Below are 21865 nucleotides of genomic sequence, written 5' to 3'. Positions count from 1 at the left end.
GGGCGTTCAAGAAACCAGCGACGACGAGCACGCAGCACCTAAGCTAGGTGACAAGCCACAGAGTGGAGTTGCTGGTGGCTTGGCCGGCCGGGCTCAGCCCTTTTCTTCACTTCACCAGTCCGTGGAGGTGCATTTCATCACTACTCTAACTATCCCGCTAAAACGGCTTATATTCCCCCGACATGGACGGAGGCGTTCAGTCGTAGACCCACACTTTCTTCCTAACCTCGTCTATCAGTATTATCGCTGCCGACGGTAAGAAGGCTATGACCGCTAGTTCGACCGGCCCTAACGGCACTACGTGGAATAGGCTGTTGAGCGGGGTGTACAAGACGATCAACTGGAGCCCCAACGAGGCCAGGAGCGCCGGTGGCAGCCACTTGTTCCAGGCCAGCCTGAAGAGCGAGTGCCGCTCGCTACGCGAGGCCACTGCTCTACCGAACTCTGAGAGGGCTATCGTAGTGAAGGCGACCGTCCTGGCGTACTCGAGCCCCTTGGATAGGGACTGTGCGAACAGCCCTATCGTGAAGGCCGCTATGACTAAACCGGTGAGGGTGTAGTAGAGCAGCTTCTTCCCTGTTACCAGCCTCGCCCCTCTCGGCCTGGGCGGCCTCGTGTAGAGGCCCGGCTCGGGGGGCTCTAGGCCCAGTGCGAGGGCTGGGAAGGCGTCTGTCGTCACGTTGATCCAGAGGAGGTGGACCGGTTCGAGGATGTAGGGCAGGCCTAGGAGCTCCGCGCCGAAGACGGAGCCGACCTCGCCGAGGTTGCAGGATAGGAGGTAGGAGATCGGCTTCTTCAGGTTATCGTATATCAACCTCCCCATCTTTACCGCCTCCACGATCGTAGCGTAGTTGTCGTCTAGTAGTACCAGCTGGGAGACCTCCTTAGCGACGTCCGTCCCCCTGACCCCCATCGCGACCCCGACGTCGGCCTCCTTGAGCGCCGGGGCGTCGTTCACGCCGTCCCCCGTCATGGCGACCCTGTACCCCCTCTTCTTCAGCGCCCTTACGATCCTCAGCTTGTGCTCGGGCGTTACCCTCGCGTATACGACGACCTTGTCAACTACCCTCTCGAGCTCCTCGTCGCTCATCTTGTCGAGCTGCCAGCCCTCCAGGACGCTGTCCTCGCCGACCTCGAGGCCGATCATCCTCGCAACGGCCATGGCTGTGAGCTTGTGGTCCCCCGTGACCATGACCGTCCTCACACCCATCCTCTTGGCCTCCTCGACCGCCTCCCTCACACCCTCGCGTGGAGGGTCTATGATGGCCATCAAGCCGGCGAAGACGAGGCCGTTCTCGGGGTCGTCCCCCTCGCCTGACAGCCTCTTGTACGCGATGCCGAGCACCCTGAACCCCTGTGAAGAGTAGTACTCGATCCTCTTCATGACCGTCTCCACGTCTAGTGGCGTAATCGCCTCTTCGCCCGCGGGCCGCAAGATGCCCGCGGAGTTCTTTAGTACCACCTCGGGGGCGCCGGTGACCACGGAGACGAGGCCGGCGTTGTGCTCGTGTACCGTGCTCCTCATCTTCCTGAACCGGTCGAACGGGTTCTCCGAGACGAGCCTGTACTTCTCCTTGACCTCGCCGACCCTACCTGGGCCGACGACCTTTACACCCATCACGAAGACGGCCAGCTCGGTCGGCGACTTCCTAGTCGCCAGGCTCTCGAGGCCCGCGACGTCTATCGTGTAAGCAGTGTGTGCTAGGGCCAGCTCGCCCACTTTCTCGAGCAGGCGATCGTCGGCGTCTCGCGTAATAGGCCTCGCCTCGCCCTCGACTCTGAAGCCCTCGCCCGTGAACTCGAACTCGCCGCCTGTCGTCCAGAGGTACTTGACCATCATCTCACCCCGAGTCACAGTACCCGTCTTGTCCGTGCAGATCACGTTGACCGAGCCCAGCGCCTCGACGGCGGCCAGCCTCCTCACGAGGGCCTTCTTCTCCGCCATCTTCCTAGCCCCTATCGCGAGCAGGCCCGTCGCAATGGCGGGGAGCCCCTCCGGGACTGCTGCGACGGCCAGCGCTATGGCTACGAGGAGGGCTGTCAGTACGCTGGTCTTCTCGACGAGGAGTGTAGTCGCGAAGACGACGCCGGATATCCCGAGTATTACAAAGCCCACTTTCCTACCCAGGTCCTCCAGCTCCACCTCTAGGGGCGTTGGCTGCTCCTCCGCCTCCTCGACGGCCCTCGTTATCCCCCCCAGCACTGTCCTCGGCCCTGTTGCCACCACGACGCCCCTGCCCCTCCCCCGAACCACAGTGGTTCCCATGAACGCCATGTTCACCCTGTCGCCGAGGGGGGTCTCAGGCGGGAGTACTTGCTCGTGGTCCTTCTGGACTGGGGTGGACTCGCCCGTGAGAGAGGACTCGTCTACCTCGAGGTTGTCGCTCAATACAAGCCTGAGGTCGGCTGGTACCCTGTCCCCCTCCTCTACCAACACTATGTCTCCCGGCACCAGCCTGGAGGTCTCCACGACCTTGGTAACGCCGCCCCTGACAACCTTGGCTGTCGGCGACGCGAGCTTCCGCAACTCTTGCAGCGCTCTCTCGGCCCTGTACTCCTGGACAAAGCCCATAACGCCCATGACGAAGACCACGGCGAGGATGAGGGCGGCGTCTAAGAGCTCCCCTAAAAACCCCGAGATCACGCTGGCGGCCACGAGGATCAGTATCAGGGCGTTCGTGAACTGCCTCGCGAAGATCAGGGCCGGGTGCTTCCGCTTGGCCTCGAGGATGTTCGGGCCGTAGGCCTGGAGCCTCCTCTCCGCCTCCTCCTCGCTTAGACCCCGGATGCTCGACCCCAGCTTCTCAAGAACCTCTTCCACGCTCAGCGAGTGCCACGGAGCGATCTCGACGCTTGTCTGCCCCAATATGGTACCCAGAACGAGTTAATACCAGTGACCGGGTAATATAAGAGTGATGGTAAGCCGGGTGGTCTAGCGTCGATACAAGGGTAGGCGGTTTAGACCGTCCATGGCCCCCGCGGGCGAGGCTTCAGGAGCCCCTGCGAGACGGCTACGCTAGGTGCCTCGTCTGCGAAAGGAGGTGTACTATACCTCCCGGTGGGCGTGGGGCCTGCTGGAACTACACTAACGTGGGCGGCGTCCTCTATGCGACGGGATACGGGAAGCTGAGCGCAGTCGAGGTCAGGCCGATCGAGATCAAGCCCCTGTTCCATTACTGGCCTAACTCCCTGGCACTGACCTACAGCAACTACGGCTGCAACTTCTACTGCCCCTGGTGCCAGAACGACCACTTGAGCTACGCCAGACCACCGGAGCACGGCGAGGTCACTCCGCCTGAGCAGCTGGTGGAGCTCGCTCTCGTCAGCGGGGCAGACGGGTTGTCGGCGAGCTTCAACGAGCCCGCTACACAGTTCGACTACGTCGTCGACGCTACTCTACTCGCTAGAGAGAGGGGGCTCTACTCAATGGTGGTCACCAACATGTACTACACAGAGAGCGCGGTCAGGAAGCTGGTAGAGGCCGGCGTCGACGGGTTCTCGGCCGACATCAAGGGCTGCCCGGGTATGACGAGGGCGCTCAAGGGGGTACACCACGAGGTGGTTTTCAGGAACGCGAGGGCAGCACTAGACCTAGGCGCGCACGTCGAGATGGTCTACCTCGTCGTGACAAACACGAACGACAGCGAGGAGTGCTACAAGTGGATAGTGGACAGGCACCTCGACCTCCTCGGCCCCGACGTCCCCCTCCACGTCAACAGGTACTACCCGGCCCACAGGTGGAGGGAGCCCCCCACACCGCTCAGTAAGCTCGTTGAGATAAGGGAGTACGCTAGGAGGAGCGGGCTGAACTACGTCTACGTGGGGAACGTCGGAGACCCGGAGCTCGAGACGACCCGCTGCCCGAGGTGCGGGAAAGTGCTGGTCAAGAGGTCCGGTTACAGGGTAACACACTTCAACGCTGTTCGAGAGGAGGGGAAGTACAAGTGCCCGAGGTGCGGGCTGGCAGTACCGATAAGGGGCAGGTACGTGCCGTGAGAGCGGATTTCGCGTAGGGTCTTCAGAGGGAGGAATTCCTTTCATCTGGTCAAGGCGACCGAAAGGTCATCATCCGCGTCTACAGAAGTTATTTTACTCCGCTCTTAAATCCTAGACTATAGGGTGGTCTCCTTTACACGGGAGCCTGTTCTACCTACCCCCAGGCACCCGTCTCGCGCTGATGGGTAACGAGGCTATTGCGAGGGGGGCGTGGGAGGCCGGCGTCCGGGTGGTCACGGGCTACCCCGGGACGCCCTCCAGCGAGGTCATCATGACTTTCCACGAGGAGGGGAGGGGTCTCCCAGTCTACGTGGAGTGGGCTGTCAACGAGAGGGTCGCCTTCGAGATAGCCTACGGAGCCGCTGTAGGCGGCGTAAGGGCGCTGGCCACGATGAAGGCCCCGGGCCTGAACGTAGCCAGCGACCCCGTGCTCTCGGCGGCCTACTCGGGCGTCGAGGGCGGGCTTGTGATACTGGTTGCGGACGACCCAGGCCCTCACACCACGCAGACGGAGCAGGACAGTAGGTGGTACGCTAAGCTCTCGAAACTCCCCATGTTCACCGCGTCTACCCCGCAGGAGGCCAAGGACACCGTGAAGAGGCTGTTCAGGGTCAGCGAGGAGCTGAAGCTACCGGTCATCTTCAGGACGACGACCAGGCTCAACCACGCGGTGGGCGACGTAGTCCTAGGCGAGGTCGAGGAGCACGGCGTGAGACCGTCCTTCAAGAAGGACCCCCCGAGGTTCGTGAGGGCCGGGATGAAGTGGAACCTGGAGAGGCACGCCTGGTTGAACGGTGTTTTGAGGAGGGTCGAAGGGGTAGCGTCCAGGCTCGGCTTCAACAGAGTGGAGGGCTCGGGCGAGTACTGCGTGGTCACAGAGGGCGTCGCCTACAACTACGTGTACGAGACCCTCAGAGGGCTGGGGGAGGCGCGAGTCAAGGTCCTGAGGGTGGACCAGCTGTACCCGGTCCCCAGGAAGTTCCTCGCGGAGAACCTGTCCAACTGCCGGAGGGTGATCGTTGTCGAGGAGCTGGACCCCTACCTCGAGGCCGAGGTCAAGAAGCTCGCGTACGAGGAGAGGCTCGACGCCGAGGTGGTGGGGAAGGAGGAAGGCCTCCTCCCGCTGGAGGGCGAGCTTAACCCGCCCCTCGTGAGGGGGGCCTTGTACAGGTGGCTCGGGATACCGCAGGGGCAGGGCTCCGCGCAGGCCCCGGACGTGAGAGTGCCCGAGAGGCCTCCCCCTCTCTGCCCGGGCTGCCCGCACGCCTTCAGCTATATAGCGCTGAAGCTAGGTATAGCCAGGGCCGGGTACAAGCTCAGCGAGGTCCCGGTCTTCGGCGACATCGGATGCTACGCGCTCAGCGTGAACAGGCCTATCGAGGCGATCTGGACCGAGCACAGCATGGGGGCGAGCATATCGATGGCCGTCGGGCTCAAGGTAGCCGGCTACGACAAGCCCGTGGTGGCCACTATCGGGGACTCGACCTTCTTCCACGCTGGTATACCATCTCTAATAGAGGCCGTCCACAAGCGCGTCGACGTACTGGTGCTAATCCTGGACAACAGGGTTGTAGCCATGACGGGGCACCAGTCTACGCCCGCCTGGGAGGTCACAGAGTCGGGTAGACAGGCCAAGAGAGTGGACATAGTCGAGCTCGTCAAGTCTATCGGGGTGGACGAGGTGGCGGTGGTAGACCCCTACGACTTGAACAAGATGGCCGAGGCGGTGGCGTCCATGATCAAGAGGCCGGGCGTCAAGGTCTTGATAGCCCAACACCCGTGCCGACTAATGGAGGTCAGGCAGCTCAAGACCGTCAAGAAGTACAGGGTTATAGAGGACAAGTGCACGGGTTGCAGGGCGTGCGTCAACGTGACTGGCTGCCCAGCACTCTACATCGAGGACGGGAAGGCGAAGATCGTGGAGGACGACTGCACAGGCTGCGGTCTGTGCGCTAGGTTCTGCCCGTACAAGGCTATAGTCGAGGTGGGCGGGGCTTGAGCAGGTTGTTCAACATCCTCATATCCTCGGTAGGCGGGCAGGGCGGGCTGACGCTGTCGAGGATAATGGCCGTGGCCGCTGTGAGGCAGGGGCTCAGCGCGAGGACTGGGGAGACGCTGGGGATGGCGCAGAGGTTCGGCAGCGTTCTCAGCTTCGTGAGAGTAGGCGAGGACGTCCAGTCACCGATATTCGGCCCGGGCGAGGCGGACTACATCATCGGCCTGGAGCTCTTCGAGACTGTGCGGGCCACGAGGTACCTCCGCGACACCGGGGTTGTCTTCGCAGCCGACGAGTACAAGCCGCCGGTCAGCGCCAGCCTCAGCCCGAGCCCGGCCTGGGCGAGGGAGAGCGTCCTAAGGTCGCTGAAAGAGGTTGTGGGCGAGAAGCTCCTAGTGGTCCCCGCCAGGGACCTAGCAGTGAGGGCCGGCTCGGCTAGGGCCATTAACGTGGTTATGCTGGGGGTCTTCAACGCGCGCGCACGCCTCTTCGCCGACGACGTCGTGTACGAGGCTGTCAAGAGCGTGCTCCCGGGGAGGTCGGGGGAGGTCTCCGTCAAGGCTTACGAGCTGGGCAAGGCCTTCTACGCAGAGAGGGCGAAGAGCGCCTGACCCCCGGGGTGGTAGCGTCTGGGGATCAGGCTGTGCGTAGGTAGCGTGAACCCGTCTAAGCTGCGGGGGGTCGTGAGCGCCTTCCAGAGCTACTTCCCCGTCTCCGACGTTAGAACGGTGAAGGTGGAGACCGGCCTGCCGCCACAGCCGATCGGCCTCGACGTGATCGTCAGGGGCGCGGAGCTGCGGGCGAGGCTGGCGATGAGCGGGGACTGCGACTTCAGCACGGGTGTCGAGGCGGGTTTCTACAGGTTCGGCTCCACCTACTTCGACGTCGAGGCCGCGTACGTCATCTCGAGGGAGCTAGGGGAGTCGCTAGGGTTCTCCCCCTCCTTCCCGGTTCCGACGTGGTTCGTCGACGAGATACTGTCGGGGAGGTTCAGGGAGCTGGAGGAGATCGTCGACAACCTCTACAAGACGGAGAACATAGGGGAGAAGACCGGCTTCATCTCGCTCCTGACCAGGCACGTAGTAGTGAGGTCCGAGCTGTCGAGGCTGGCCACTCTGATGGCGTTGACGAAAATACTAAATAGAGAGCTGTACGAGAAAGGCGCTCTACGCTAGCCCCTTCTCCCTCCTGATGTACAGGTCTATCTCTTCCGCAGCCCTCTTCCCGTCTGCCATGGCCTCGACGACCGTTGACTCGCCTCTTATAGCGTCGCCCCCCGCGAACACGCCGGGCAGGCTCGTCATGAGGTGGTCGTCTACGGCTACCGTCCCGTCCTCGTTGAACCCCAGCCCGCTCTCCTCCGCGAGCATCCTGTTGGGTTCCAGCCCTATCGCTATAATCACCGTGTCCGCGGGGATCTCGACGTACCTGCCAGTCCCGACGATCTTCTTCTTGCCCCTCTCGTCGAGCTCGTTAAGGGGCTCCATGACCTCGAACCTCACAGCCCTAACGAAGCCGTTCTCGTCGCCGAGGAACTCGACCGGCTGCAGGTAGTACCTGAACTCCACGCCCTCCTCTTCCGCGTGCAGCACCTCGTCCCTCCTAGCCGTCTTCAACATGTCCTCCCTGTCCCTCCTGTAGACGACGACCGGCTTGCTGCCCAGCCTCAGAGCTACCCTCGCCGCGTCCATGGCGGTGTTACCTCCCCCGATTATCAACGTGGTCTTCCCGACGCTGATCGGTGTGTCCCACTCTGGGAAGAGGTGCGCCCTCATCAGGTTGACCCTGGTGAGGAACTCGTTAGCCGTGTAGACGTTGTTCAAGTCGACGCCCGGGATGTCGAGTAGCTTGGGTGTACCGGCGCCGCTGCCGATGAAGACGGCGTCGTACTCGCTCAAGAGCTCGTTCAGCAGCACGGTTTTCCCCACCACGTGGTTCAGCCTTATCTCGACGCCTAGGTTCTCGACCTTCTTGATCTCGTGGTCTAGGACGCCCCTGGGCAGCCTGAACTCGGGTATCCCGTACGCCAGCACGCCCCCGGGCCTGTGGAGGGCCTCGTATACGACGACTTCGTAACCTCTAAGCCTGAGCCAGCCTGCCGCTGACAGCCCGGCGGGGCCCGAGCCTACCACCGCTACCCTCCCCTTGACCCCGCTGTTCCTGGACACCATCTCGGCCAGGATCTTCTCGTCCAACCCGTTCTCCCTCGCGTAGTCTCCGACGTACCTCTCGAGGAGGCCGATGGAGACGCTCTCGCCTATCTTGGAGACTACGCAGCTGCCTTCGCAGAGCCACTCCTGGGGGCAGACCCTGCCCGTTATGGAGGGGAAGAGGTTGTCCTCGTAGACCTTCCTGGCGGCCGCCTCGAGGTCCCCCTTGACAATGTACTCTAGGAAGGCCGGGACTTTGACCCTCAACGGGCACGCCTTAGTGCACGGGGCGAACCAGAGGGGGCAGCGGAGGCACCTCGAGGCCTCTCTAACAGAGGTCTCGTAGTCGTAGCCCAGGACCACCTCGCCGAAGCTCCTCAGCCTCTCGCTTACGGGCAGGACCTTAGGTGTAAACCTCTTCTTGACTACTCGGGACAAGACAGCTCACCTCGCCAGGTACTTGTCCAGTGCGATCTTCTCGACCTTCTTGAACCTCGCGTCCCTCCTAAGGACGTCGTCCCAGTCGACCAGCCTGGCGTCGAACCAGGGGCCGTCTCTACACGCGTAGGCTATCACACCGTTGTACCTGACTCTACAAGACCCGCACATCCCCGTCCCGTCCACCATTATCGTCCTAACTAGAGCGTAGACCCTCGCGTTTAGCCCCGCCGTAGCCTCGGCGAGCTTCTTGAGGTTGGCCAGAACACCCCCGGCGAAGACGGCCTTCACCTCCCTGCGAGCCAAGAGCTCCCTCAGCAAGTCGATGTAGTGCCCCTTGTACCCGGCCGTGCCGTCTAGCGTCGTTATGAAGTGCTCGTCAACGTACTTCTTGGCCAAGTACTTCTCGGGGTACACCTCCTTCTCGGTCTTGAAGGTCTGGATCGAAATCACCTTATTGCCCAGCTTGGCGAGCTCCTGGGCGAGACCCAGCTGCTCGGCGTGGCCGCAGACGGCGTCTGACGCCAGCACGACTGTCCCGTAGCTCTCCAGCTTCAGGGGCCTACCTAGAGGGCCCGCTACAGCATACAGCGAGCTCCCCACCTTGAAATCTCTGTAGAGCTCAACCGAGGTCTTCCCTAGCTTCTTAATGAACATCCCCACCCTACCACCGTTGATAGTTGCGACCGACATGGGGACGCGCTCCCCCTTCTCGTGGGTCACGATTATCACGAACTGGCCTGGACTCCAGTGCCTGGAGACGTGGGGGGCCTCCACCTCAAGGTAGTAGTCCTGCTCGTTCAGGTCCTCCTTCATCGTCACACGGAACATGTTAACACCTTTTGTTTAACCTACCTAACAATTACCATTGGAAGGATATATAAACGGGTATGTAGTAGACGTTCGGCTATGTACACCGCGCTCTCGAGTCCGGGGTAGGGCTTAGCCGTGTAGTAGCGGGTGAGGGGGTGTGCGGTGACCTCGGAGTGTCGCGAGGAGCTGGTCTCGGAGGCCAAAGAGCTGGTCGTGAAAGCCCTCCACGACTACTTGTCCTCTCGTTGCCGGGCCCTCGTCTCGGCTGTGGAGGTAACGGGGCAGAAGAGGGTGACCATATCGCTCCGCGGGTTGTACAGGCGTTTCACTCCTACAGCCGACTTCGACAAGTTGAGCCGGGCCCTCGAGTACCTGCTAGAGTGTATGCCGGGGGAGGAGCTGAGAGCCCTCCTAAGGGCTGTGGAGGTCGGTGCGAGCGGGAAGGAGTACTACGTCGTGGTCGAGTCCGCTACACTGAGAGAGGTTTGCCGTAGCCTGGCCGGCGGGGACCTTTAAATCCGCGGAAAGAGGGTTTCAACACTGGATGAAGAGCCGTCGAGCGGCCGAGCGGTGAGGAGATCCCCCAACGGACGTCGCCTGTCCTACTCCTCACCCCCGGCTCTCGAGCCGGACGAGGCGTAGCAGTAAGACTGCCGAAACAGTGCTCGAGAGGAGGCTGAAGACCGCCACTAGGCTCGGGGAGGAGGCGGCGAGGACGAGTACGACGAAGCCGCCTACCATCCAGGAGAGGCCGAAGAGCACGCTGAGCAGCCCGTAGGCCAGGGGCCTGAGACTCCTGTCCACCACCCCGACCAGCCCTGCCCTCACAATGCTCTCCTCGCCGCTCATCACGATACCCCATGCCAGTGAGGACAGGAGGGCTAGCACCCTGAGCCTCGTGGAGAGGAGGAGCGCGAACAGCGACGAGAGTGCTGGGAGTACGAGGAGGGTCTTGAACGAGTGCTTGTCGTAGAGGACCCCGAGAGGGACTGCGACTACAGCGTCGACGAGCATAGCGGCTGTGTAGGCTAGCCCCACCTCCACGTCGCTCATGAGCCCCCACGTCTTGTAGAGGTAGGACGCCACGGACCAGTGTATGAAGCCGAGACCGAGAAAGCTGATCGAGGCGGTGTAGAGCCAGAACCTCTGGCCGAGCTCCCTCATGCCCGCCCTCACACTCCTCTTCACCACACTCCTCACACGAGGGTAGAGGACCGCCGAGGAGACCACGAGCGCTATGGCGACTAGGCCCGGGGCGAGCAAGAGGCTGAAGGCTAGCGGGTAACCACCCAGGCTGAGGCCCGCCACCACTATCAGGGGGCCGGCGAAGGCGCCTACCTGGTCGAGGAGCTCGTGTACCCCGAAGCCCTTCCCTACACCTAACGGCTCCGCTACCTCGGAGAGTATCACGTCCCTGGCCGGCGTCCTCAGCCCCTTACCCACTCTGTCCACGGTGTAGAGCAGGACGGCCTGCCCCCACGACGCTGCGAACGCGAGGAGGGGTATGCTCAGGCACGTCACGGTGTAGCCCGTCACCGTTAGAGCCCACAGCGCGGCCGAGGAGCCCATGTAGGTTGCGAGGAGGCCGCTGAGGAGCCTGAGCAGCGTCCCCACGAACTCGCCGAGGCCTATCAAGCCGACCATGACCTGCGGCGTCTTCAGCGACTCTAGGAAAGCCCCGCTGACGCTCCTGCCACCCTCGTAGACCACGTCGGCCATTAGCGACACTAGGCTCAGCAGGATGAAGACCAGCAGAGTCCTCCTCAAAGCATGCCCTCCCCCCGCTTGTATTGTCCGCCCCAGTAAATAACGGTTAGCCCGGAAGTAAAGGGGGCTACTTGCCCAGGGCGGCCCTGGCCCTGTCTACGAGCTCCATCATTAACTTGCTGAAAAGGAACCCACGCGCCCTCTCGCGGGCGTTTCTCGACATCTCCTTCCACTTCTCCTCGTCTTTCAACAGCGCGTCTACAGCGCTCGCCGCGCCGTTCACGTCGTCGGGGCCGTTGACGTGCACACCGTCTACCCCGTTCCTAACTAACCACTTCTGCCCGTAAACCGCCGAGGTCACCACTGGGACCCCGCCGTACATGAACTCGAGCTGTGTGAGGCCGAAGCCCTCCATCCGAGACATTATGACGTTCAGGTACGAGGTCTTGATCAGCGCCGCCTTCTCATCGTCCCTCAACTCCCCTGTCAACACAATGTTCCTCAGGCCTCTCACAGCCCTCTTCACCTCCTCCCACTGGTCTCCCGGTCTACCAGCTATCACGAAGAAGACGTCCCGCCTGTCCTTGAAATGCCTCGCGACCTTTGCAACGGCCAGGGGGTTCTTCCTGTACTCGACAGTCCCCAAGTAGGCGACTACTCTCGCGTCCTCGGGTATCCCGTACCTCTCCCTGAAAGACCCCGCGTCAGCCCTGTCCACGAGCTCCGCGAAGTCGTCGTCGAGGCCTCCCGGGAACAAGTGTATGGAGTCCGGTGGGGCGCCCATGGTGACCATCTCCTCAGCTTCAAGGGGGGTGAGGACTATGATCATCGAGCTGGCCTTGAAGATGGACGGTAGTGCTGTCGTGTTCCAGGCCATCCTGTAGGTCCTCTCTACGAGGGAGTACCTGAGAGGGTCGGGGGGCTGGTAGTGGCTCATGTGGCCCATGACTGTCGGGGGTATACTCTCGCCAAGGCTCTTCATGAGCTTCTTCCAGAGGATCCACCTAGCGGTCTCCTCCGGCCCGTTCCACAGGGTCGAGTGAGTCGCGACGAAGTCTAGGCCCAGCTCCTTGTCTATGTTGTTGAGTACCGTGACGAAGTCCCTGAACACAATCCTCCTCGGGGGCCAGGTCGTCTTGTAGCTCGCCACCCTTATGGTTGGGAGCCTTATAGCGGGGTCCTCGCTGTAGACCACGTAGTTCTTACCGGTCAGCTCCGCCTCCCTCTCGCTAACCACAGGGATACCGTCGTGGTATATGCTAGTGATGTACCAGGCCTCCAGGCCGAGCCTCTTCGCGAACTTGACCATGCGCTCCGCGACTAGCTCCTGCCCCTTGCTGGCAGAGGACTGGTACATTATGCTCGCGAAGTTCATTGCTTTTTAACCCTGCCCAGGATGTCGGAGACGATCTTGCCCACCGTTAGGATGATCATTATCACTGTCAGGCCCCAAACAACCGGGATGAGTATCTGCGTCAGTGTCTTCACGTTTAGCCCGCCGACGTCGAGCGCGAAGACCAGCACCGCCAGGTAGAAGAGTAGCCTGAGGTACTCTCCTACGGGGGTGAGGAACTCGAGCGTCCCGCCGGGCTCGCCGCCCTTGTACACGTAGCCTACGAAGGCGTCGACGAGGACGAAGCCCACGACTATCACGATGAAGGCCTTCACGAAGCCGAAGACGTAGACGTTTACTATGTCCAGTATCACAGCCGCGGCGGCAGTGTTGTTGACGAGGCTGAACCACGTGGCGAGGCCGAGCAGGGTTCCAGCGACCAGTACGACCCACATCGAGACCCTACCAAAGAACTCGCCTACGGTCATGCCCGACCTCAGGATCGCCCTCCCCAGGTGGAACTTTATCATCCAGTCCGAGAAGCCTGTCTTCCCCGCCATGTAGGTTATGAAGTACTTCACGAGCCTGCCAATAACGTAGGTGACGATGACTATTGCCAGTAGTATCAGGGTGGCTATTACGTAGTCTAAGAGGACGCTAGTGGAGAAGAACATCCGTAAGCCACCTGTGTAGGTCCTCGAACCCGACTATGTAGTCGAAATTTAAAACTCTAACCATGTGCCTGTTGTACTCGTGGAGGACGAGGACCTTCACGTCCGCCTTCTCGAAGGCTGGTACGTCGTTCTCGCTGTCGCCGAAGTAGTACACCCTCCCGACCCCCAAGAGCCTCCGTGCCACGTCTATAACCCGCGACTTGTCGGGCCTCGCCGCGTAGACGTCGACGAACGGGCTGCCCCGGTACCTCAGCACGTACAACCCGCTCTTCTCGGCCTCGTCGAGGAACGAGCCCAGCCCCTCGGGCTCACCACCGCAAGCCCTGTAGTCTACAGACACGCCCAGTAGCCTCTTCTCCAGCGACCTCTTCTCCTCCACGAAGACGCACTTCTCCCAAGGGTACATGTGCACGAGCCTCTCGAGCCCCTCCGAGCCCCCCCTCTCAACCACCTCCCTCGCAAGCAGGTAGTAGTCGCCCGCCACGATCTCGAGCCCGGAGACCAAGCCCAGTAGCCTAGCCCACGGGGCCCTCTTCTTCACAAACCAGTAGTCCTTACTTGTAGCGACGCCTAGGAGGAACTTCTCGGAAAGGCCCTCCAGCACGGACGCGAGCTCGCGGGAGGGGAAGGCCCTCTCCCTCGGGGCGTCGATAGGGCTGAGAGTGCCGTCGTAGTCGAAAATCAACGCCTCCATCCCAACACCACAAAAACTACTAAGAAGGACCACCCCATATAGCCTAGAGACTTTTAATAGCGTTAACGAAGAGAATAGTATAAGTAGGGGTTGTTTTGTAAAAACTAGCTCTGACAGGGCTGGGATAACCATTGAGTCGCGGCTACCAATGGTTTGTCGATGCGGCGCCGTCTCGGATAGCCTTCAGTACACGACCAAGGCCGGGAAAATACACTGTACTGCTGTTACTTGTGACCCTAGTCCTCATAGTAACGTCGCAAACCCTAGTAGCCACAGTCTTCAACTACAGCCCTGTTACCTCTAGAGTGCAGCCGACCGCACCTCCAGTTACACTACGAGGAATACCCGCCTGCCAGTTACTCAATAGAACAAGCAGGGGGGCCATATACTACACAGACTTCGAGCAGTATCCTCCACCGGGATGGGTAGCTAATGGTGGATCTTGGTCGAGCACGACAGGATACAAGGGGTATGGTTTATCTGGAAACGACGACAATAAGGGCATTGGCAAGACATCCCAGTACTACTATAACTCGTCCGTATCATCTTACTCCTCACTCTGGTTCTCGGTGAAGACGGAGCGCACTACTGGAAATGGGCGGTACGGACTGGCTATCCTGGACCCAGGGTTGGTATCGATGGTAGCTATAGAGATCTACGATAAGGGGGGGACATTCGAAGTCCGGTCGTTTTCTGGGTCGTGGAAGCTACTGAATTCCACGCCTATTCCCAACTACGCCTCGGGCAACTGGTACGTGATAGTCGTCAACTACACCTACTCGGCGGGAACTCTCGATCTCCAAGCGAGAGTCTACGACGTCTCGGGGAACTTGCTTGCCCTAGTAACGTATTCGGTACAATTCACGCCCGGATACATAGGGTTAATCGTCGATGTCGCGTCTTCGGTATTCGACGACTTCATCATCTCCGTCTCCGACCCCAGGTACATTTTCTTCTCTAACATACCCGCGGGCTACAGTGTTGAGGTCTGGGACAACCTCGGCAATTTTGTTTCCTCCGGGGTCTCGCCCGGGGCCACTCTGTCTCTCAACGTTGTCTCCGACATAGTTGTCGGGACAGGCACAGACGGCAAAATACTGGTTAAGACCCCGGACGGGACTACGTGCCTCACCTACACGGCGCCGGACTCTATCTTGGGGGGAGACGTGTACAGCCTTGTGCTCGGGTCTTTAAGCTATAAGCTTGGCGCGAACAGTACCTCGATAAGCGTTAGTGCGACCTTGTCCAGCTCGCCGTCCTCCTACACGGTGGTCGCTTTTCTAAACGCGTCGAACACGGACTCCAAGCCCTACTACGCTAGGCTGATCCTCGATACTGCTAGTAGTAACCTAACCGGTTTAACAGCCAATATCACACTCAGCTCACCCGGTGGGGACTCGACGCCTATCACAGTAGTCAACGGTGTCGCGCAGACGACCTCGACGAGCTTTGTCCTACTACCAGCAGGCGGATACGTTGTCGCCAATTTAACGGGCTACGCGACTGCGGGTAGTAGCGGCGTCCTGAGCATGCTACTAGAGTACTGCTCCCTCGGCAACGAGCAAGGAGTGTGCGTGTACTACCCTGTTACGCTCTCCTACAAGGCGTGACGACCTCGAGCCGGCCGTCTCCCAGCAGGCCTAGTCCAGCGGCTTGGCAATGTAGATCCCGTCCTGGTTCTCGACGACTCTGGCCCTGACCCTCCTCGGGGTGTAGTCTTCGACGCCGACCAACGTGACGACCACCCTCTCCTCGGGGTCGACGGCGATCGCCTCCCCCCTGAGCCAGCCTGGTAGCCTCACGTGGAGGTCGACGACCTCGCCCCTCCTGTAGATCAGCGGTATCCTCGGGGCTCTCCTGAACCCCATGTCTATCTTCCTGTAGTCGAGGACCACGTTGAACCTCTCCTCAAGGGCGTGGATGTAGTCGTAGAACTCTCTCCAGGAGGGCTCCCTAGCCCCGGGGACCTTCCTCCCGTACTTGTGGACCTCGTACTTCTGGACCCCGAACCCGGGGAACCTCTTCCCGACGCCTGTTCTGAGGCCCCACTCTATTATCGCGGCGACGTCCTCGTCGTTGACCCCCGGTATCCAGACGGGCGTGAGCATGACGTCTATCCCGGTCTCCCTCACCGTGTACTCCACTAATTCCACGACTTTCTCGACCCTGTACCAGGGGACGCCGGTCAGCCACCTCGCCTTCACGGGGTCCAGAGTGTCGACGCTCACGTTGAGCCTGTCGAGCCCTGCGTCCCAGAGCCTGTCCACGAGCTGTCTAGTGAGCGTGAAGCCCCTCGTCTCCATCGCCACTCTGGGCACGAACTTCTTCAGCCCCTCCACGACCCGGACTATGTCCGGGTGCGTCGGGGGCTCCCCTACGCCGTCGAGCAACGCCTCGACCACCTCCCCGTTCTTCAGCCTGTACGCCAGTCTCGCCCAGTCCAGTAACCAGTCGGCGTCGACCACGAACTCGCTCAGCCTCCTCCTCGAGTAGGGCCCCGCGTCGACGCTGCAGTAGACGCAGTTGTAGGGGCAGAGGGTCGTGGCCCTGACCTGGAGTACGTTGGTCCCCCTGTCCAAGACGCCGAACGCTATGTGCCCGAAGAGCGGGAGGTCGTCGACGTAGACTAGGGTCCTGCCGCCCCACACTCTAGTCGTCTTCAAGGGCCTACACCGCTCTCCTCGCCTAAGTCTCGCTGGGAGAGTGCCGGTCTACTGCTCACACCAGCACGCTACTGTTACTGTTTATTAATCGCTTCGGATAAAGATAGAGGGGAGACTGGGAGAATGGTTATACCAGGGGGCAGCTACAGGAGGGGCCCGCCCCCCTACCTCACCATAGGGCTGATCGCCGCGAACACGGCTGTCTACGTCTACACCAGCTACCAGAACTACTTCTTGGAGTCCTCGGCGGGGTCTATCTACAGCTTGGGGTTCACCCCCTACCTGCTCTTCTCCAGCCCTGTCCAGGGGGTCGCCAGGGTCTTCACAGCGATGTTCACTCACGCGGACATACTCCACATATTCTTCAACATGTACTTCCTCTACTTGTTCGGCTACAGCGTGGAGAACTACCTTGGCAGGCTCAGGTACCTCCTCGTCTACTTCGCCTCCGGGGTCGTCGCAAGCCTCTTCCACACCGCCTTCTCCTCCGTGTCGGACTGGGGTCTTCTCATGACGCCCGCTGTGGGGGCCAGCGGGGCGATATCGGGTGTCCTGGGGGCGTACCTCATACTCTTCCCCAACACCAAGATGAGCATGTGCACGATACTCGTCATCCTCCCCGTGTGCTTCCCGGTGGCCTCCTACGTCTTCATGATACTCTGGTTCGCTCTCCAGGTGGTATACGGGTACTTCACAGCGACCACCATCGCCACCTTCGCCCACGTCGGGGGCTTTTTGACCGGCATACTGGGCACGTGGCTCATAGCTCGGAGGCTCACGAAGCAGTACCAGCAGACTACCGGGATGTCGCTGGCAGACATACTGGGCTCGCTGGGGATTATACTCAGGGGTAGGAGGGGCCTGGGTAGAGCGGCGAAAGGCGTCCTAGTGGCCCTCATACTCGCCGTCGTGGCAGGCTACCTCTACGGCGCCCTGGGGTCGGTCTTAGCAAGGCCGCAGACCTACGTCTTGAGCGTGAGCGCCGACGGCTTCGGCGACCAGGTCTTGATGGTCCTCCAAGGCGGTGGAGTCTACGTGACGACGAGCCAGGTAGACGAGGTGAGGGTACTGATCAACAGGCTACAAGACACGTTCTTCTACGACCCCAGCTCGGCGAACAACACTAGGGTCGTACAGGAGTCGTACATCACGCAGGTCTCAGGCGTATCTGTACCCGTCGAGCTCAGAGCCGAGGTCACGTACGGCTACGGCGGCGTACTGGAGAACGCGACCGGCGTCATGCTGTCCCGCGTAGTCAACGTCAACCCCTACACTGGGGTCGGGCGGCTTGGGCCGAGTATACAGGTATCGTTCAACATCAGCGCCGCCGAGGTAGACTGGGCCGTGGGCGTCCTAGCCCTAGACGTCCTGGCAGTCGTAGTCTCGTCTGCCACCGTTGTGGCTGTATTGAGGTCCGAGGAGGCCTCGGCCATAGGCGAGGAGCTCGACCTACTGCCCTTCGCCTAGCCCGGCCTCGAGGACCCGCGGCTCTGCCTTACTCTCATAGGAAGGCCTCGAGCAGGGTACATGCTCTCTGAGGGGCTCCAGCACTTCAGCGCCCGAGAACGAGTGGGGCGGTGGAGGGGCTGTATTCGAAAACTACGTCGATTGCGCCGCCCTAACCTCGAACATTCTCTTGACCTTTATAGCCCTTATAGTCTCCTCTCTGTAGGCCTCGTCGAACTTCATCGACAGGTACCTTATAGTCCTCTCCAGGCGCGGGATGTAGACTTTCTCCAGCATGTTGACCACCCGCTTGAGCCTGGAGATCTCTGCCCCGATGTTCACTAGTGTCTTCTCGTACTCCACCACCCTAGCTACGGACTCCAATATGTCGTTCCTGACAGCTTGTAGAGGGGCCAGCTCGGGCAGCAGGCCGGGCTGGGGCTCCAGCCTAGTAGAGGGCTCGTAGGTGAACGTCCAAACCCCCAGTATGTTCTTGTACCTCGCGTTCAAGTAGGCCTCCTCCTCGACGGCCGCGGCCTGAATCTCCACAGCCCGCCACCCGTGAATCGACATAGCCGTGTAGTAGGAGCCCAGGGCCTCGGAGAGGAGCTTGTTCAGCCTCCTCCTCTCCTCGACGAGCTTGATGAGGGTCTCGCGGAAGGTCTGGAGTAGGAAGGACTCCCTGTCCTTGAGTATGTTGTAGTACCTCCTCGCCAGGGACAGCCTCTTCCTCAGCCTGATAAGCTCCAGTTTCGTGGGCCTGCTGATCTTGATTAACTGCGTGCTCACCTAGACACCCTGTACTTCGGGTGGTACTTCTTCACGTACTCGTCCCTGATCTTCAGCTCCTCTTCTGGGAGTATGGCCAGCAGGTCCCAGGCGAGGTCGAGCGTCTCCTCTATACTCCTCCTCTCCGTCTCGCCCTGGTTTATGAACTTCAGCTCGAACTCGTCGGCGAACTCGAGGTACTTCTTGTCCTTCTCGCTCAGGGACTCGACGCCGACGATCGCGATTATCTCCCTGAGTCTCTGCCCCTCCGCATACGCCGACATCAACTGGGAGAACACCTGGTGGTGGTCCTCCCTGGTCTTGCCTGGCCCTATACCCTCCTTCATCATTCTCGAGAGGGACAGGAACACGTCGACTGGCGGGTAGATGCCCTTCCTCCACAGGTCTCTCGAGAGGACTATCTGGCCCTCGGTGATGTAACCGGTGAGGTCCGGTATCGGGTGTGTTATGTCGTCGTCGGGCATTGTGAGGATAGGCATTATGGTGACGCTCCCCTTCTTCCCCTCCACCCTACCCGCCCTCTCGTACATCGTGGCCAGGTCTGTGTACATGTAGCCCGGGTAACCCCTCCTGCCGGGCACCTCCTCCCTAGCAGCCGATATCTCCTTCAGGCTCTCGCAGTAGTTCGTCATGTCCGTGAGGATCGCCAGGACGTGCATGTCCTGCCTCCACGCCAGGTACTCCGCGGTGGTGAGCGCGACGCGTGGTAGGGCGAGCTTCTCCACGGGGGGCGCCGAGGCGGGTGCCAGGAACGCCACCGTCCTGTCAATGGCGCCCATGCCCTTCAGCTCGTTTATGAAGTACATCGCCTCCTCGAACGTCACCCCCACAGCGCCGAAGACGACCGCGAAGCTCTCGCCGCTTCCCTTCACGCTCGCCTGCCTCACTATCTGCATCGCTATCTTGTTGTGAGGTAGCCCGGACCCAGAGAATATGGGGAGCTTCTGCCCCCTCACGAGAGTGAGCATGCCGTCTATGACCGATATGCCCGTCTCGATGAACTCCGAAGGCGGCATCCTTAGAGCTGGGTTCAGGGGGTCGCCGTGTATGTCCAGGTAGTCCTCCGGGAGTATCTCTGGCCCCCCGTCTATAGGCTTTCCAAGCCCGTTGAATATCCTGCCCAGCATGTCCGTGGACACGGGTATCTTGAGCGTCTCGCCTCTCAGCCTGACGACCGTCCTACCCGGCGTTATCCCCAGGGAGGAGCCGAAGACCTGTACGACCGTTATCTCCTGGCTTATGTCAACGACCTGCCCTAGCCTCGTCTCTCCCTCCACGTCGATCTCGACCAGCTCGCCGTAGGCCACCTTGGGTAGCGACTTGACGAAGACCAGCGAGCCCTTGGCGCCGGTGATCTGCCGGGTCTCCCTGACGTAGAGGGGCATGGCCTCAACCACCCGTCAGCTTCTTTACCTCCACCTCGAGGGTCTGTACGTAGTCGTTGTAGACCTTCTCCACCTCGTGCGGCGCGTAGAGCTTGAGCTTGTAGACCATGTAGGGTGACTTCAACTCCCTGATCTTGAACAGAGGCACGTTGCTCCTTATCAGCGAGAGTGCTACCTCGTGGAACCTCCTTATCGCCTCCATGATCAGGAACCCCTTCTCGAGTGGTGAGAACGCGTCGTTGGGGTCGTAGGCGTACTGCTGGAGGAAGCCCTCCCTGATCATCCTCGCGACCTCGAGCGTGAGCTTGTCCTCCTCGGGTAGGGCCTCGGGCCCCACCAGCCTGACGATGTCGAGTAGCTCGGCCTCGCGCTGCAGAATCTTGGCGAACATGTTCCTCGTCTCGTGCCACCTCCCCGCAGAGCGCTCGTCGAGGTACTCCTTTACGTAGTCTACGTAGAGGCTGTAGCTCATCAGCCAGTTTATAGCGGGGAAGTGCCTCCTCGTAGCCAGGTCGTAGTCGAGAGCGTACAGGGCCTGGACGTACCGTAGCGTGTTTCTTACAACGGGCTCGCTGAAGTCGCCGCCCGGCGGCGAGACTGCGCCGAATATTGTCACGCTACCCCTCCTCTCCGGCCTACCGAGGGCAACGACCCGGCCGGCCCTCTCGTAGAACTCGGCGAGCCTCGAGGCGAGGTAGGCGGGGAAGCCCTCCTCGCCGGGCATCTCCTCCATTCTCCCGCTTATCTCTCTCATCGCCTCCGCCCACCTGCTCGTCGAGTCTGCGACAAGCAGCACGTCGTATCCCATGTCCCTGAAGTACTCCGCGAGCGTCACCCCGAGCAGGACGCTCGTCTCACGGGCGGCCACCGGCATGTTGCTCGTGTTGGCTATGAAGATGGACCTCTCCATCATCGGCCTGTTCCTCCTAACGTCGTGGAGCTCGAGGAAGCTCTTTAGGGCGTCCGCCATCTCGTTGCCCCTCTCGCCGCAGCCGACGAAGATCGCTATGTCGGCGTAGGACCACTTGGCTAGCGACTGCAGCAAGACCGTCTTGCCCGTCCCGAAGCCGCCCGGCACAGCCGCTTTGCCGCCCTTCGCGATGGGGAACATCAGGTCTATCACCCTGATACCGGTGATCAGGGGCTCGGAGGGCGGGAGCTTCTCCTTGTAGGGCCTGGGTATTCTCACGGGCCACCTGTGGTAGAGCTTCACCTCGTGCTTCCTGTCACCCGTCTCCACGACCGCCACAACGTCATCCACCCTGTACTCTCCGTCGCCGGCCCTCCACTTCAGAGTCCCGCTAACCCCCGGCGGGACCATGATCTTGTGCGTGACGATCGGCGTCTCCTGTACGAGGCCTATAACGTCGCCGGGCTCCACCTTGTCGCCTACCCTCACCCTCTGGTCGGCCGCGAACACCCACTTAGTCGACCTGTTAAGCGAGTTGACCCTGACCCCCCTCTTGATGAAGATGTCGTTCACGGCCCTGGCGATCTCGACCTCCGGCCTCTGGAGGCCGTCGTAGATAGTGCTTATCAAGCCCGGGCCCAGCTCAGCCGACAGGAGCTCGCCCGTGGCCTCCACCCGCTCGCCGACCGTTAGCCCGGTCGTCTCCTCGTAGACCTGGATGTAGGCCCTCTCCCCCCTGACGCTTATAACCTCTCCTATCAGGCCCTCCTCGCCGACGTAGACGACCTCGTACATCATGGGGGACGGGATATCGGTCGCGACCACTAGGGGGCCGGCTATCCTGTGTATCCTACCGGTCCTGGAGGGCAAG

Annotated in this window: 18 protein-coding genes; 7 read left to right on the top strand and 11 right to left on the bottom strand. The window is 61.0% G+C overall.

What is annotated here, in order from left to right; all coding sequences use genetic code 11:
• Positions 1 to 196: 196 nt before the first annotated feature.
• On the bottom strand, positions 197 to 2866 hold the full coding sequence (locus WLZ34_RS06440; protein WP_434731216.1) for a cation-translocating P-type ATPase: 2670 nt from the start codon (positions 2864 to 2866) through the stop codon (positions 197 to 199).
• Between the two features lie 224 nt (positions 2867 to 3090).
• On the opposite strand from WLZ34_RS06440, the gene WLZ34_RS06435 reads away from it, so the two are divergent.
• From WLZ34_RS06435 to WLZ34_RS06420, 4 genes are all read left to right on the top strand, one after another.
• Positions 3091 to 3996: a radical SAM protein gene (locus WLZ34_RS06435; RefSeq protein ID WP_434731215.1), complete on the top strand. Its 906-nt coding sequence runs from the start codon at positions 3091 to 3093 to the stop codon at positions 3994 to 3996.
• A gap of 181 nt (positions 3997 to 4177) precedes the next feature.
• A complete protein-coding gene (iorA, locus tag WLZ34_RS06430) occupies positions 4178 to 5995 on the top strand; it encodes an indolepyruvate ferredoxin oxidoreductase subunit alpha (protein ID WP_434731214.1) in 1818 nt (605 codons plus the stop codon).
• Entirely contained in the window at positions 5992 to 6603 is a 612-nt protein-coding gene (locus tag WLZ34_RS06425; RefSeq protein WP_434731213.1) for an indolepyruvate oxidoreductase subunit beta, read from the top strand. Before iorA ends, WLZ34_RS06425 begins: the two co-directional genes overlap by 4 nt.
• Positions 6604 to 6648: 45 nt before the next feature.
• Positions 6649 to 7167 (top strand): inosine/xanthosine triphosphatase, encoded by a 519-nt coding sequence (locus WLZ34_RS06420; protein WP_434731212.1) that lies wholly within the window; start codon positions 6649 to 6651, stop codon positions 7165 to 7167.
• On the opposite strand, the gene gltA is transcribed toward WLZ34_RS06420, so the two are convergent.
• Positions 7159 to 8580, bottom strand: coding sequence for an NADPH-dependent glutamate synthase (gene gltA / locus WLZ34_RS06415; RefSeq protein ID WP_434731211.1), 1422 nt, complete (start codon positions 8578 to 8580; stop codon positions 7159 to 7161). The two genes, WLZ34_RS06420 and gltA, sit on opposite strands and share 9 nt — an antisense overlap.
• 6 nt (positions 8581 to 8586) lie before the next feature.
• On the bottom strand, positions 8587 to 9411 hold the full coding sequence (locus WLZ34_RS06410; RefSeq protein WP_434731210.1) for a sulfide/dihydroorotate dehydrogenase-like FAD/NAD-binding protein: 825 nt from the start codon (positions 9409 to 9411) through the stop codon (positions 8587 to 8589).
• Between the two features lie 144 nt (positions 9412 to 9555).
• On the opposite strand from WLZ34_RS06410, the gene WLZ34_RS06405 reads away from it, so the two are divergent.
• Positions 9556 to 9909 (top strand): hypothetical protein, encoded by a 354-nt coding sequence (locus WLZ34_RS06405; RefSeq protein ID WP_434731209.1) that lies wholly within the window; start codon positions 9556 to 9558, stop codon positions 9907 to 9909.
• Positions 9910 to 10002: 93 nt separating this feature from the next.
• Here the strand turns inward: WLZ34_RS06405 and WLZ34_RS06400 are convergent, their stop codons facing one another.
• From WLZ34_RS06400 to WLZ34_RS06385, 4 genes are all read right to left on the bottom strand, one after another.
• Positions 10003 to 11160 carry an MFS transporter gene (locus WLZ34_RS06400; protein ID WP_434731208.1) on the bottom strand — a complete coding sequence of 386 codons (1158 nt, stop codon included), beginning with the start codon at positions 11158 to 11160 and terminating at the stop codon, positions 10003 to 10005.
• Between the two features lie 67 nt (positions 11161 to 11227).
• Positions 11228 to 12475, bottom strand: coding sequence for a glycosyltransferase family 4 protein (locus WLZ34_RS06395; protein WP_434731207.1), 1248 nt, complete (start codon positions 12473 to 12475; stop codon positions 11228 to 11230).
• The gene (locus WLZ34_RS06390) at positions 12472 to 13107 is read right to left on the bottom strand and encodes a hypothetical protein (RefSeq protein ID WP_434731206.1); all 636 of its coding nucleotides are present in this window, start codon (positions 13105 to 13107) and stop codon (positions 12472 to 12474) included. The genes WLZ34_RS06395 and WLZ34_RS06390 overlap by 4 nt, the downstream gene beginning before the upstream one ends.
• On the bottom strand, positions 13091 to 13801 hold the full coding sequence (locus WLZ34_RS06385) for a trehalose-phosphatase (protein WP_434731205.1): 711 nt from the start codon (positions 13799 to 13801) through the stop codon (positions 13091 to 13093). Before WLZ34_RS06385 ends, WLZ34_RS06390 begins: the two co-directional genes overlap by 17 nt.
• A gap of 638 nt (positions 13802 to 14439) precedes the next feature.
• Between WLZ34_RS06385 and WLZ34_RS06380 the strand changes: the two genes are divergently transcribed.
• Positions 14440 to 15411: a hypothetical protein gene (locus tag WLZ34_RS06380; protein ID WP_434731204.1), complete on the top strand. Its 972-nt coding sequence runs from the start codon at positions 14440 to 14442 to the stop codon at positions 15409 to 15411.
• Between the two features lie 30 nt (positions 15412 to 15441).
• On the opposite strand, the gene WLZ34_RS06375 is transcribed toward WLZ34_RS06380, so the two are convergent.
• Complete coding sequence (locus WLZ34_RS06375) at positions 15442 to 16464, bottom strand: radical SAM protein (protein ID WP_434731203.1); 1023 nt, start codon at positions 16462 to 16464, stop codon at positions 15442 to 15444.
• A gap of 123 nt (positions 16465 to 16587) precedes the next feature.
• On the opposite strand from WLZ34_RS06375, the gene WLZ34_RS06370 reads away from it, so the two are divergent.
• Positions 16588 to 17931, top strand: a complete 1344-nt coding sequence (locus tag WLZ34_RS06370; RefSeq protein ID WP_434731202.1) for a rhomboid family intramembrane serine protease — start codon at positions 16588 to 16590, stop codon at positions 17929 to 17931.
• Between the two features lie 132 nt (positions 17932 to 18063).
• Here the strand turns inward: WLZ34_RS06370 and WLZ34_RS06365 are convergent, their stop codons facing one another.
• From WLZ34_RS06365 to WLZ34_RS06355, 3 genes are read right to left on the bottom strand one after another with little or no spacing between them, the layout of a single operon-like run.
• Positions 18064 to 18699, bottom strand: a complete 636-nt coding sequence (locus WLZ34_RS06365) for a V-type ATP synthase subunit D (protein ID WP_434731201.1) — start codon at positions 18697 to 18699, stop codon at positions 18064 to 18066.
• Positions 18696 to 20084, bottom strand: coding sequence for a V-type ATP synthase subunit B (locus WLZ34_RS06360; protein WP_434731200.1), 1389 nt, complete (start codon positions 20082 to 20084; stop codon positions 18696 to 18698). The genes WLZ34_RS06365 and WLZ34_RS06360 overlap by 4 nt, the downstream gene beginning before the upstream one ends.
• A 4-nt stretch (positions 20085 to 20088) precedes the next feature.
• On the bottom strand, positions 20089 to 21864 hold the full coding sequence (locus tag WLZ34_RS06355) for a V-type ATP synthase subunit A (RefSeq protein WP_434731199.1): 1776 nt from the start codon (positions 21862 to 21864) through the stop codon (positions 20089 to 20091).
• Position 21865 lies beyond the last annotated feature (1 nt).

Origin of the sequence: Thermogladius sp. KZ2Tp1, assembly GCF_051131135.1 — an archaeon.
Classification (GTDB): Archaea; Thermoproteota; Thermoprotei_A; order Sulfolobales; family Desulfurococcaceae; genus Thermogladius.
The sequence above is the reverse complement of the archived record's forward strand: the minus strand, read 5'-3'. Positions and strand labels throughout refer to the sequence as shown.

What these genes read in the sequence shown, in the direction of transcription:
- iorA (WP_434731214.1), top strand. Translation starts at nt 4,178, where the DNA reads ATGGGTAACGAGGCTATTGCGAGGGGGGCGTGGGAGGCCGGCGTCCGG.
- WLZ34_RS06410 (WP_434731210.1), bottom strand. Translation starts at nt 9,411, where the DNA reads ATGTTCCGTGTGACGATGAAGGAGGACCTGAACGAGCAGGACTACTAC.
- WLZ34_RS06395 (WP_434731207.1), bottom strand. Translation starts at nt 12,475, where the DNA reads ATGAACTTCGCGAGCATAATGTACCAGTCCTCTGCCAGCAAGGGGCAG.
- WLZ34_RS06390 (WP_434731206.1), bottom strand. Translation starts at nt 13,107, where the DNA reads ATGTTCTTCTCCACTAGCGTCCTCTTAGACTACGTAATAGCCACCCTG.
- WLZ34_RS06385 (WP_434731205.1), bottom strand. Translation starts at nt 13,801, where the DNA reads ATGGAGGCGTTGATTTTCGACTACGACGGCACTCTCAGCCCTATCGAC.
- WLZ34_RS06380 (WP_434731204.1), top strand. Translation starts at nt 14,440, where the DNA reads ATGGTAGCTATAGAGATCTACGATAAGGGGGGGACATTCGAAGTCCGG.
- WLZ34_RS06370 (WP_434731202.1), top strand. Translation starts at nt 16,588, where the DNA reads ATGGTTATACCAGGGGGCAGCTACAGGAGGGGCCCGCCCCCCTACCTC.
- WLZ34_RS06360 (WP_434731200.1), bottom strand. Translation starts at nt 20,084, where the DNA reads ATGCCCCTCTACGTCAGGGAGACCCGGCAGATCACCGGCGCCAAGGGC.